This is a genomic window from Streptomyces sp. DT2A-34, assembly GCF_030499515.1.
Taxonomy (GTDB): domain Bacteria; phylum Actinomycetota; class Actinomycetes; order Streptomycetales; family Streptomycetaceae; genus Streptomyces.
The window spans coordinates 4,818,303-4,830,833 of sequence record NZ_JASTWJ010000001.1 but is presented as its reverse complement, the minus strand read 5'-3'; the positions used below and the strand labels follow the sequence as shown (position 1 = coordinate 4,830,833).

Genomic DNA, 12,531 nt, shown 5'->3' with positions numbered 1-12,531 from the left:
TTACGTGGTTCGGCGGAAGCAGAGCACGTGGTTCTTGCGAGGCCGCCCCAGCCGTACGGCAGAGGGCCTCACGCGTATCGGTGGTCGCGCAAGCCGGAAAGGTTGCCGCGTGCGAGCGGCGTACTTTCGGCAGGCGTACCTCCGGCGTACCTCCGGCGTGCTTCGGCGTACGTCGGTGTCGGGTTTCGAAAGGCGCCCGCGGCGGTGGTCGTGTCGGTCGGGGCAGAACTCGTGCTTCCGGCTGGAGAGTCGGGGACAACCGGTTGCCACACGGCGGGTCGGGTCGGCTCCCCGATTGTTTTCGAAAATCGGTCCTTTCCCTTGACCAGGCCTCCCATACGGCCACAAGATCGGGCCCGCCTCATCTCGGCAACCGGTTGCCATCACCGAGGAGTCCTCATGACCTCACCCCTCTCCCGCCGATCCACTCTCCAGGCCGCCGGAGTCCTCGCGGCCGCCGGTCTCGCGAACAGCCTCGCCGGTACGGCGAACGCGGCCACCGCCTCCGCCACTGCCGCCTCCGCCGGGGACGAGGCCGCCGGGAACATCGTTGTCGCCCACCCCACGCTGCCGTCCGTCCCCGTCAACAACGCCTTCACCGTCAAGGTCCGGGCCGCCGGCGGCAGTTGGCAGAGACTCGACGTCTACCTGGCCAAGCTCGCGCTCATCGACCCCGTCACCGGCAGCAACAGGGCGCAGAACTCCTCCTGGGCCGCCTTCGACTTCTCCGGCACCGTCGAGGTCGAGGTCACCTACAACCCGGGCAGCGCCGAGAAGTTCCGCATCCGCCCGGACTCGTACGGCATCAAGCCCGAGGTGCTCGGCAGCACCGCGCGCTTCACCCTGGACCGGCCCCGCAACGTCGTCGTCCAGGTCGACGACAAGATCTTCGACTGCCTGCACCTGTTCGCGAACCCCGTCGAGCAGAACCCGCCCGCCGAGGGCGACAAGAACGTCATGTACTTCGGGCCCGGTCTGCACACCACCTCCGACCGGTTGCTGAAGGTGCCCAGCGGCACCACCGTCTATCTGGCCCCCGGCGCCGTCCTCACCTCTCAGGTGATCTTCGAGAACGTGGAGAACTCCCGGCTGACCGGCCGCGGCGTGCTCTACAACTCCCCGAACGGGGCGCTCTTCGTCCGCAAGACCGAGAACGTCACCATCGACGGTGTCACGATCCTCAACCCCCGCTACGAGAACGTCCGGGTCGCCGAGTCGCAGAACCTCACCATCAAGAACCTGCGCGCCTTCAGCCACCAGGGCTGGGGAGACGGCATCCAGCTCTACTGCTCCGAGAACATCACCATCGACGGCTGCTTCCTGCGTACGTCCGACGACTCCGTCGCCCTCTACACCCACCGCTGGGACTTCTACGGCGACACCCGCAACATCACGGTCAAGAACTGCAGCCTGTGGGCCGACGTCGCCCACCCGATCAACATCGGTGTGCACGGCAACTCGGACACCCCCGAGATGCTGGAGAACCTGACCTTCGAGAACATCGACATCCTCGACCACCGTGAGCCGCAGGTGACCTACCAGGGCGCCATCGCGTTCATGGTCGGCGACAGCAACCTCGTCCGGGACGTGAAGTTCGACAACATCCGCGTGGAGGACTTCCGCTGGGGCCAGCTCATCCACATGCGGGTCGAGTACAACCCGAAGTACAACACCTCGCCCGGCCGCGGCATCGAGTCCGTCTACGTCAAGGACCTCAGCTACAACGGCAAGAACGCCGACCTCTCGGTGATGATGGGCCTCGGCGAGGACCGTCTCGTCAAGGACGTCACCTTCGAGAACCTGCGCGTCAACGGCCGCGTGATCGCCGACAGCACGGGCAAGCCGAGGTGGTACCTGGCCTCCGACGGCGTGCCCATGCTGGTCAACGAGTACGTGCAGAACCTGCGGTTCCTGACCACCGAGGAGGCCGCGGCTCTTTGATCCTCGGCGGATCGCGGGCGAGTGGGGTGACGCTCGCCCGCGAACTGCCTTGACTCGGCGGGCCCGTGGAAGACGACGGACGTCACGAGCAACTTCACTGTCCGTCTTGTACGACCAGGCCGGCCACGGCCCGGACCATTTCGAGCGACGTGAGCCCGTCGGGCCTCGCCGGCCGCGACCGGCAACCGCGTTGCCCGCCTCGGCCGTTCGGCCGGAACCGGCCGGGATCCGGGCCACCGCCCTCGGCCGTTCGGCCCATCCACAGGGCACCCGGTGCCATCTACAGTGCTCCGCGTAATCTTCCTGATGTCCCTGGCTGTTGGCCATGGACCGGGGGGGGGTGCCCCTATGGGTTTCGTCAAGCTGATGGGGCGGGTTGGGGGTCGTAGAAGGTGCCGTCGCGGAGCATCGCGAAGAGCACGTCGGCTCGTCGTCTCGCGAGGCAGAGGAGGGCTTGGGTGTGGTGTTTTCCCTGGCTGATCTTCTTGTCGTAGTAGGTCCGGGAGGCCGGGTCGGCCAGAGCCGCGAACGCGGACAGGAAGAAGGCCCGTTTGAGCTGCTTGTTTCCGCGGCGGGATGGTTGTTCGCCGCGGATCGAGGAGCCAGAACTGCGGGTTGTGGGGGCGAGGCCGGCGTAGGCGGCGAGGTGGGCGGCGGTCGGGAACGAACGGCCGTCGCCGACGTCGATGAGGATGCGGGCTCCGGTCCTGACGCCGATCCCCGGCATGGACGTCAGGACCTTGGAAAGAGGGTGGTTCTCCAGCAGTTCCTCGATCCGGGTGGCCAAGAGTTTCCGCTGGTCAAGCACCGCTCGGAGCGAGTTGGCGAGGCTGGGGACGATCAGAGCGGCCGCGTCGGTGCCCGGGACGACGACGGTCTGTTCGTCCAGTGCGGTGAAGATGTCCTCGACGAGCCGCTCGGCCATCCGCGGTGCCTTCGGGCGTATCAACGCAATGAGCCGTCGGCGTCCGGCTTTGCGGATCTGGGCCGGGGAGCCGAACTGGTCGAGGAGCTTGAGCACGGCCGGGTGTTGGACGCGTGGGCCCAGGATCCGTTCCAGCGACGGGTGGATCTGGGTGAGCAGGCCCCGCAGGCGGTTGCTGATGCGGGTTGCTTCGCCGGCCAGGTCGTCGTCGAAGCCGACGATCATCTCCAGCTCGGCGATGGTCTCGTCCTGGAGGTCGACCGAGCGGAGCGTGTGAGGCATGACGCGGGCCGCGTCTGCGATGACGAACGCGTCGCGGGCATCTGTCTTGGCCTCGCCGGGATAGAGGTCGGCGATCCGCCGCATCGTCAGGCCGGGCAGATAGGCGACCGGGCAGCCCATGTCCCGGGCCACCGCCAGCGGCAGAGCCCCGATCGAGGCCGGCTGGTCGACCACCACGAGCACGGTCCCGTGCTTGGCCTGCAGTTTGCCGAACACTTCGCGGAGCTTCGGCTCGCTGTTGGGCAGCCGCTTGTCGAAGGCCTTCTTCCCGGCCGGGGTGACGGCGGTGGCGTGGTGTTCGCCCTTGCCGACGTCCAGGCCGAGGAAAGCGCCGATGTCACTGACGTCGATCACGTGCGTCCTTCGGTCGTCCTCGCCCGGCCGTCCCACGGCACCGATCGCCACATCCACATTACGAAGAGCCTCCCGACCTGCGAAGAAGCCGGTGGTCATGCCCCTAATCAGCGGTCTGTCGATGCCTCCGGAGCCGGTGACACCACCCCCCAAGACATGCGATCGACAGGGGGAGAAAGTCATGCCAACTCCGAAGGCCGGGCGCCCCATTGCGGGGCTACCAAAAAGGTAATGGGGGGGACACCAGTCACCCGAGTCACCGAGCGAATCCGAAGGATCAGCGAACGTGTCATTGAAGAAAATCCGCCCCAGCGTCGCCGCCCTGGCCCTCATGGTGGCGCTCGCCGGCCTCGCCACGGCAGGACCAGCCGCAGCAGCCACGTCCCAGACCACCACGGCGACGTCCACGGCCCTGACCAGCCAGACGCCCGCCATACCGACCGAGTTCGTGGACCTGCCCACGAGCACCCTCGTCGCCGACGACGACGGTCACGAGGTCACGGTCACCTACCGCAACGCATCGTCGGCGGACCGCACGGTCGCCCCGCAGCTCCTGGTGGAGTCCCCGGACGCCGGGCCCTTCCTGGACCCGTCGGACATCCGGGTCGAGCGGCGCACCGCCACCGGCTGCTGGGAGCCCGTGACCCTCGGCACCCAGACCGGCACCCTGTTCACCGACCTCACCACCGCCCAGCGCACGCTGCACGCGGGGGGCACCCTCACCGAGGTCTACCGGATCACCGTCCTCGACCCGGAGGCCGAGGGCACGGTGCATCCGCGGGTGGCGCTCTACGCCTGACCCCTCAGCCATCACCTGCACCACGTCGTGACATCGCCGGCCCCGAGGCCCTCGCCTCGGGGCCGGCGATGTCACGGGCGGATGCCATCCCCGCGGTGGACCTGCACCCCGGCCCGTACTGCGTTCTCAGTAGCCGGGATTGTCGGCAGCCGCACGACGACAGGGCACCCCCGCTCCGAACAGTCTGGGCAGACGTTCGAGTCCCAGATGCGGAGACCCCCTGCCGTGGCTACTTTCCTTTATCGAGTGGGCCGTCTGGCCTTCCGGCGGCGCTGGTACGTCGCCCTGGTCTGGGCGGCCGTTCTGGCCGCCGTCGGCCTGGGTGCCGTGAGGGCGCCGGGAGCCTCCGACGAGGAGTTCTCCATGCCGGGCAGGGCTGGACCGGATCCTGCCCCGGGTGGATGTGGAGGGCGAGGCGCTGAGCCGACGGCCCGAGACCCCGGATTCCGTACCCGCCGACCTGGAACCGGCGCGCACCTGATCCGGTCGCCCCACCCCCGCAGGGACCGCCCGTGACGAAGGACACGGGCGGTCCCGTCGGCCGTTCGTTCCCGGAGACGCCCACCATGGACCCAGCCCACCGACCGGAGAGCCGGAGAGCCGGATGAGCACCAGCCCGGAGCGGCGTTACGCGGACCGCCTCGACGAGTTCGCGGGCCGTCACCCCTTCGTCGTCGACCTGGCACTGGTCATGGCGCTGATGGGCTGCGCCACCCTCGGCAGCATGCTCACCCTGCCCGGTGCCGACCCGCCGGACCAGGACAGGACGGCCTCCGTCCTCCTCGGCGTGGCCTGCCTCGCCCTGCTGAGGTACCGCACGCACCCGCGCGCCGCCGTCGTCGTGAACGCGGCCTGCACCACGGCCGTGATCGGGCTGGGATACCTGCTCACCCCCCTGCTGCTGGCACCCGTCATGGCGGCGCTGTACTGGCTGGCCACCCTCACCGACCGCGCTACCACCCGCGCCTACGGCATCGCCACCATGGTGGCGGTGACCATCGCGGCGGCGATCTCCGACTCCATGGACCATGTGTCGCTGCTGCTCAGGACGATCGGCCCGTTCTTCTGGCTGCTGCTGCCCCTCGCCGCCGGCAGCATGACGCGGCTGCGGCGCGCCTACCTCCAGGCCGTGCAGGCCCGCGCCGAGCACGCCGAGCGCACCCGGGAGGAGGAGGCCCGCCTGCGCGTCACCGAGGAGCGCATGCGTATCGCGCGTGAGCTGCACGACGTCGTCGCCCACCACTTGGCCCTGGCCAACGCCCAGGTCGGTACGGCCGCGCACCTCGCCCTCGACAACCCGCCGCAGACCAAGAAGATCCTCACCGATCTGACCGGCACCACCTCCTCGGCGCTGCGCGAGCTGAAGGCCACGCTGGGGCTGCTGCGGCAGAACGACGACCCGGCCTCCGCCCCGCTGGAGCCGTCGCCGGGCCTCGCCCGCCTGCCCGAACTGGTCTCGGCGTGCCGGTCCGCCGGACTCACGGTCACGGTCACCACCGAAGGGGAGCCGCAGTCCCTGTCACCGGGCGTCGACCTGACCGCGTTCCGGATCGTGCAGGAGGCGCTCACCAACGTCACCAAGCACGCCGCCGCGGAAGCCGCGCACGTACGGTTCGAGTACTCCGGCTCCCGCCTGATGATCACGGTCAGCAACGACGGCCCCGCGGCCCCCGCGTACTCCGAGGCCGCGCAGAACCGGGGCTTCGGCGTCATGGGTATGCGCGAACGCGCCCGCTCCGTCGGCGGCGAACTCTGCGCCGGTCACCGCCCCGAAGGCGGCTTCGAAGTCTCCACGGCACTGCCCCTCCACCCGCACGCCGCCGAAGGCGAGGGAACCCCTTGACCCGGAGGGGCTGTGAGCGGGCGGTCGGGGCGGTCTGCCCGAACGCGTGTCCGTCCGTGTACAACCCTTGGCTCCCCTCGTGCGTCATGTACACGGCCCCCCACGCCTACCTCTGCCCTCCGAAACTGGAGCAGTCTTGCGCCTACGCACCATGTCCGTCGCCGTGGCCGTCGCCGCGGCGGCCGCGGGCCTGTCCCTCACCCTCGTCCCCACGGCGAGCGCGGTCACCCCCAAGGCCGACGACTTCAACGGCGACGGTGTCGCCGACCTCGTCGTGGCCACGCCCGGCGCCCCCGTCGGCAGCTACCCGGCCGCCGGTTCGGTCACCGTCCTCTACGGCTCCGCCAACGGCGTGTCCCCCGCCCGTTCGGCGACCCTCACCCAGAACTCCCCCGGCGTCCCGGGTGACGCCTGGTCCAACGAGCTCTTCGGCAGCACCTACGCCACCGGTGACCTCGACGGCGACGGCTACACCGACCTCGTCGTCGGCGCGCCCGGCGAGCGGGCGCCCAACAGCAGTTCCTACGGCACCCTCACCGTCCTGTGGGGCGGCGCGAACGGCCTGAGCGGCGACGGCATCACGCTCGCCAGCCCGCTCGCCACCAGCCAGTGGGACGCCGAGAAGGACTACGGCAAGAAGGTCGTCGTCGCCGACCTCGACGGCGACGGCACCCCGCAGCTCGCCGCGCTCAGCCGCAACAAGCTGTGGGTGTACGACGACCTGGCAGGCCGTACGGCGCCGACCGGCGCCCGGTACTCCGAGAACTTCAACGCCTACATCGAGCCCCGCACCCTCACCGCCGGAGACTTCACGGGTGCCGGGCGCGCCCAGCTCGTCGTCACCGGTCCCGAGAACTGCGACGGCACCACGGGCGGCTGCCAGCACACCGGCGTCTACACCTGGGGCGCCGAGAGCCTCGACGAGGTCTGGGTGACCGACCCGGCCTCCGGCACCGCCGACGCGACCGAGGCCCCCACCGTCGCGGCCGCCGCCGGCGACATCGACCGCGACGGCTACGCCGACCTCGTCACCGGCCACATCCCCGCGTCGGCGACCGGCACGGGCGAGTACTCGGACGCCGTGGGCTTCGTCCACGTCCGCTACGGCAGCCCGGAGGGCCTCGGCGCCCACCGCACCGCCACCCTCGACCAGAACACCGCCGGCGTCCCCGGCTCGAACGAGCCCGGCGACAACTTCGGCGCGTCCCTCGCGGTCGGCGACGTCACGGGCGACGGCTACGCGGATGTGGCGGTCGGCGTGCCGGGCGAGGCGGTCGGCGACGTGGCGCAGACCGGCGGGGCGGCCCTGCTCAAGGGCACGGCGACCGGCCTGACCGGCACCGGAGCGCAGGCGTTCTACCAGACCACCAGCGGTGTGCCCGGTGCCGCCGAGGCGGACGACTGGTTCGGTTCCGCCGTGCGGATCGCCGACGTCGACGGCAACGGAGCGGCCGACGTGGCGATCGCCGCGAAGGGCGAGGACGTCTTCGCCGGGTCGACGCGGGACGGCGGTGACTGGGTGCTGCGCGGCTCGGCCACCGGACTGACGACAACCGGCGCGCTCTCCTTCAGCGAGCGGGCTTTCGGCTTCACCTACCCGAACGCCGAGTTCGGCTCGGTCCTGGGCAGCTGAGTCCCGGCTCACCAACCAGGCCGGTGGTGAAAAGCGCGTGGGGGCGTCCGGCAATGTGCCGGACGCCCCCACGATGCCGTGTGGCCCCTTCGGGCCGTACGGGCTACTTCGTGGCCGTCACCCGCAGGGAGTCGAGGTCCGGGCTCGGAGCCGACCCGGCCCCGGCGGACTGCGGCTGAGCAGCCGTGGTCTGCGGCGCCACGCCCTTGTAGTACGGCGTGTAGACGTAGTGGGTACCCACGCCGATGGCCGCACCGATCTGGGGAAGGACGGACGCGTCGACCGATCCGCTGCCGCCGAAGACGGCCACGTGGTGCAGGCTCGACGACATCCCCATCAGGTACCGCTTGGTGTCGTACGGCAGTGAAGTCACGTCCGTCCACAGCAGTGGACCGTAGGTGGTCATCGCCGACGCCGCGGAGACGCCGCCGCGCCAGCTGCCCACGGAGGCGACCGCGGCGTCGGACGGCAGCGACCACCAGAACCGGGCGAGGCGTGCGGCGTTCGACTGCGGTGTGCCGCCGGCCACCCGGTAATAGGTGTAGGTCCTGGGCCAGTTCGGCATCTTGCCGGCGTTGTACGCCTTGGTCAGCGCCGACTCCGCGTCGGTCCCCACCGTGATGATCTTCGTCGTGCTCGGGCTGTACTTGTTGAGGTAGCCGTAGACCGACGCGGTCATGGTCGACCCCTCGGTCAGCAGGACGACGGCGGTCCCCGAACCGCCCATGGAACCGGCGGCGGAGCTCGCCGCGAGGGCGTTGTGGTAGGTGGTGCCCGTCGCCAGGAAGACGTACTTCGGCGTGCCGGTGACGGCCTTGGCCACGGCCACCGAGGTGGAGTAGCGCGAGACGTCGGACAGCCGCTTGGCCACGTACCCGAGCGCGGTCACCTTGGACGCCACCGCGCTGCTGAGGATCTTGGTGCCGCCGATCAGATAGACGGTCTTCCCCTTCGGCAGCATGCGCTTGAGCTCCGTCTGCACCGAGGAGTCCACCGCCGTGCCGGAGGTCATCAGCACCGGCCCCCGCTTCTTGCCGGCCAGTGACGTCGCCGTGGTGGCGTACGCCGCGTCGGACTTGCTGATGAGCACGGCCGCGCCCGCGTTGCTCAGGCCGGGCTTGGTGGTGCCGACCGTGTTCCAGGTCCACTTGGACGCGGCGATGTTGGTGTCGTAGGTATCGGCGCCCCAGACGCGGGAGATCGCGTTGTCACGGAGCGGCTGCCAGGCCACGTCGGTGCCGTTGGCCTGGGGAACCTGCGTCCGCGTGCCCGTGCCGAGGTCGTGGATCCACACCTGCGGGCCGCTCGGGCCGGTGTCCGGGCCGCCGGTGAAGTGGATGTCGTACGCGATCCGGTCGCCCCGCGGCGACCAGGCGGGCCGGTTGTGGTCGACGGCGTCCGTGGTGAGCTGGGTCAGCCCGGTGCCGTCCGTCCTGACCGTGAAGAGCTGCCTGTGTCCGTCGACGGACCGTGTGAAGGCCACCGACTGGCCGTCCGGGGAGATGCTCGGCTCGCTCGCGTCGTCGGCCAGCTTGGTGAACGCGCCGGTACGGCCGTTGTGGACCCACACGGCGGGAGTGCCGGCGGTGCCGCAGTCCGTGCCGGTGCGTACGAAGGCCAGCATGCCGTTGACGGCGCCGCTGGGCTTGGAGTCGCAGCCGTCGACGTCGGTACCGAACAGCGCCTTGGGCGCGCGGGTTCCGTCGGCCGCGGTCAGCCGCAGTCGGCCGCCCGCCGCGAAGACGATCTCGCCGCCGCCGTACCGGAAGGTCGGGTCGGTCGGATGCCATCCGCTGCCCGTCGGCATGGCGATGTCGACGCCGGTGCCCTCCGAGTCGGCCCACGCCGTGCGGATGTGGTCGTCGTACGGGTTCACGAACGCGACCTGGCTGCCGTCCGCGGACCAGGTGCCCTGGTCGCCGGTCGGGCTGAACGAGCGCCATGCGGTGCCGTCGGGGTTGACGAACGCCATCTCCCCGCGGAACTCGGTGTACAGCAGCTTCCCGTCGCTGGCCGGCCAGCTGCCGGAGGCGGCCACCGCCGACCCCGGAACCGTCGTGACGAGGCCCGCCGCGAGCGCGGCGACGCCGGTGAGCGCCGCGAGTGTGCGGCGCGTACGCGTGTTCAATGTGCCCCCACAAGTGAATGGATGGCCGCCGGACCTCTCCCCCGAGGTGAAGGGACGGCGTCATCACTCATCCACACGGCAGCGGCGACACATTAATGGGCGGCCGGTCGGCTGTGAAGATCAGGGCGGGCACTCCGATCGGGGACTGCTGTCACCCGGGTCGCCGCCCCGATTCGGGGTGAACAGATCAAAGACGGTCGACCGGAGATCTCAGCGCGTTCTCTCCCGTCTCGATATCGATCGCCACCCTGGTCAACGCTGTGTGAGTGACGGTCAGAGGCCGAACTCCTGGGGAGACAGGTTGAGCACCGAGCACGCCTCACGCAGGACCTGCTCCTCCGCCGGCGCGATGTACCCGTCCGCACCCGCGACGACGAACCCGGTCTGTACGACCGCCCTGGCCTCGGTCGGCTTCTTCGCGGCCTTGGCGATCTCCTGCAGGGCCTCGGCCTTGCCCTGCTGGAAGTTGAACCCCATCTGGTCGACATGCTTGTTGAAGCGCTGCCGCAGCTGTTCGGACGGGAAGTTCTGCAGGACGTCGTTGTTCAGGATCAGCGACTCCACATGCTGCCGCTCGGCCGGGTCGACCTGCCCGTCGGCCGCGGCGACCAGGGCGCACATGGCCATGCTGGCGTCCCGGTAGGCACCGCTCTTCAGCTCCGTCTTCAGCGAGGTGAGCTGGGACTTGAGCGCGCTCACCAGCTGAGCCTTCGATCCCCCGGAGGACCCCGAACCCGGCCGCCCGTGCCCACCGGCGGACGCGCCCCGCGCCCCCTGCGCCTGCTGCAGACCCTTCGCCTGGTCCTTGATCCGATCCCACATCGCCATCCGTGCCACCTCGGCTTCAGCCCGTGTCGTTCCGGTCGTCCGCGTGAGTTCCACGCGTCCTCCTGCCAACTCCTGCGAGCCCGCCGAAGTTCCAGCCACCGATCACCGTTCACCGATCCAGCCACCGATCACCGATCCGGTCACCGATCACCGATCCGATCGACGACCGGCCGGGTTGCGGTTGCGGTTGCGGTGATCGTCCCCGGCGCCAAGCATGGGGGCAGGGCAGGTGAACGCGACAGAGCCTTCGGGCGCGGCACGTCCCGGGGAGAAGCGACGCATGATCGACGACGACCGGCCGCTGCGTTGTCTGGTCACCGGCGCCACCGGTTACCTGGGCGGCAGACTGGTGCCGGAGTTGCTGGCCGCCGGGCATGGCGTGCGCTGTCTGGCCCGCTCGCCCGGCAGGCTGCGCGACCATCCGTGGGCCGGGCAGGTTCAGGCCATGCGTGGGGACGTCACGGACGAGGGGTCCGTGCGCGCGGCGATGGAGGGCATGGACGTCGCGTACTACCTGGTGCACGCGCTGGGCACAGGGCGGGGTTTCGAGGAGACCGACCGGCACGCGGCCAGGATCTTCGGCGAACAGGCGCGCGCCGCCGGGGTCCGCCGGATCGTCTACCTCGGCGGGCTGACCCCGTCCGGCGTACCCGAGCACGCGCTCTCACCCCACCTGCGCTCCCGCGCCGAAGTGGGCCGCATCCTGCTGGCCTCGGGCGTGCCGACCGCCGTACTGCGGGCAGCGGTGATCATCGGTTCGGGCTCGGCCTCCTTCGAGATGCTGCGGTACCTGACCGAGCGGCTCCCCGTGATGGTGACCCCCAGCTGGGTGCGCACCCGCATCCAGCCGATCGCCGTCCGCGACGTGCTCCGCCTGCTCGTGGGGTGCGCGCGGCTGCCGTACGACGTGAACCGTGCCTTCGACATCGGCGGGCCGGACATCCTCACGTACGAGGACATGATGCGGCGGTACGCCGCCGTAGCCGGGCTGCCCAGGCGGGTCATCCTCCCCGTGCCGCTGCTCACCCCCCGGCTGTCCAGCCTCTGGGTCGGCCTGATCACGCCGGTGCCGGGCGCCCTCGCCCGCCCGCTGGTCGAGTCGTTGAAGCACGAGGTGGTCTGCGCCGAGCGGGACATCGTCCACTACCTGCCGGACCCGCCGGAGGGACCGGTCGGCCTCGACCGGGCGATCCGGCTGGCCCTGCGGCGTGTGCGGGACGCGGACGTCGCCACCAGGTGGTCCTCGGCCTCGACACCCCGCGCCCCCAGCGATCCACTGCCGACCGACCCCGACTGGGCCGGCGGAAGCCTCTACACCGATCACCGTGAGCGCACGGTCGCCGCGTCGCCGCAGGAACTGTGGCGGGTGGTCGAGGCGATCGGCGGCGAGAACGGCTGGTACTCCTCGCCGCTGGCCTGGTCCCTGCGCGGCTGGCTGGACACGCTGGTGGGCGGGGTCGGTCTGCGCAGGGGCCGCCGGGACGCGACCCGGCTCAGGGCCGGCGACAGCCTGGACTTCTGGCGGGTGGAGGAGATCGAGCCGGGCCGGCTGCTCCGGCTGCGCGCGGAGATGCGGCTGCCGGGCCTGGCCTGGCTGGAGATGACCGTGGACCGGGATCAGCGGGGACACACGGTGTACCGGCAGCGGGCACTGTTCCACCCGCACGGACTGGCCGGGCACGCCTACTGGTGGGGCGTGGCCCCCTTCCACGCCGCGGTCTTCGGCGGCATGACCCGCAACATCGCCGCCGCGGCCGAGTCGGCCGCCCAGGAACCCGCCCGTACCCACTGAGGGAGG

General features: G+C 70.5%; 8 protein-coding genes. 5 read left to right on the top strand and 3 right to left on the bottom strand.

All coding sequences use genetic code 11. From position 1 onward, the window contains the following. The first annotated feature begins 399 nt into the window (after positions 1-399). Positions 400-1,941, top strand: coding sequence for a glycosyl hydrolase family 28 protein (locus QQM39_RS21310; protein WP_301998836.1), 1,542 nt, complete (start codon positions 400-402; stop codon positions 1,939-1,941). 358 nt (positions 1,942-2,299) lie between these two features. Here the strand turns inward: QQM39_RS21310 and QQM39_RS21305 are convergent, their stop codons facing one another. Then, positions 2,300-3,502, bottom strand: a complete 1,203-nt coding sequence (locus QQM39_RS21305; protein WP_302003442.1) for an IS110 family transposase — start codon at positions 3,500-3,502, stop codon at positions 2,300-2,302. A 286-nt stretch (positions 3,503-3,788) separates the two neighbouring features. Between QQM39_RS21305 and QQM39_RS21300 the strand changes: the two genes are divergently transcribed. The 3 genes from QQM39_RS21300 (at position 3,789) to QQM39_RS21290 (ending at position 7,777) form a co-directional block, all read left to right on the top strand. Continuing rightward, entirely contained in the window at positions 3,789-4,301 is a 513-nt protein-coding gene (locus QQM39_RS21300; protein WP_301998834.1) for a signal peptide protein, read from the top strand. 604 nt (positions 4,302-4,905) lie between these two features. Next, on the top strand, positions 4,906-6,144 hold the full coding sequence (locus QQM39_RS21295; RefSeq protein WP_301998833.1) for a sensor histidine kinase: 1,239 nt from the start codon (positions 4,906-4,908) through the stop codon (positions 6,142-6,144). 136 nt (positions 6,145-6,280) lie between these two features. Next, a complete protein-coding gene (locus tag QQM39_RS21290) occupies positions 6,281-7,777 on the top strand; it encodes an FG-GAP repeat protein (protein WP_301998831.1) in 1,497 nt (498 codons plus the stop codon). Between the two features lie 103 nt (positions 7,778-7,880). Here the strand turns inward: QQM39_RS21290 and QQM39_RS21285 are convergent, their stop codons facing one another. Both QQM39_RS21285 and QQM39_RS21280 read right to left on the bottom strand, forming a co-directional pair. Then, positions 7,881-9,905 (bottom strand): cell wall-binding repeat-containing protein, encoded by a 2,025-nt coding sequence (locus tag QQM39_RS21285; RefSeq protein WP_301998829.1) that lies wholly within the window; start codon positions 9,903-9,905, stop codon positions 7,881-7,883. Between the two features lie 273 nt (positions 9,906-10,178). Further along, a complete protein-coding gene (locus QQM39_RS21280) occupies positions 10,179-10,733 on the bottom strand; it encodes a tellurite resistance TerB family protein (protein WP_301998826.1) in 555 nt (184 codons plus the stop codon). A 280-nt stretch (positions 10,734-11,013) separates the two neighbouring features. Between QQM39_RS21280 and QQM39_RS21275 the strand changes: the two genes are divergently transcribed. Next, complete coding sequence (locus QQM39_RS21275; protein ID WP_301998824.1) at positions 11,014-12,525, top strand: SDR family oxidoreductase; 1,512 nt, start codon at positions 11,014-11,016, stop codon at positions 12,523-12,525. Positions 12,526-12,531: the final 6 nt, after the last annotated feature.

Coding starts and splice junctions, on each gene's coding strand:
- QQM39_RS21310 (WP_301998836.1), top strand. CDS start 400: ATGACCTCACCCCTCTCCCGCCGATCCACTCTCCAGGCCGCCGGAGTC.
- QQM39_RS21295 (WP_301998833.1), top strand. CDS start 4,906: ATGAGCACCAGCCCGGAGCGGCGTTACGCGGACCGCCTCGACGAGTTC.
- QQM39_RS21280 (WP_301998826.1), bottom strand. CDS start 10,733: ATGGCGATGTGGGATCGGATCAAGGACCAGGCGAAGGGTCTGCAGCAG.
- QQM39_RS21275 (WP_301998824.1), top strand. CDS start 11,014: ATGATCGACGACGACCGGCCGCTGCGTTGTCTGGTCACCGGCGCCACC.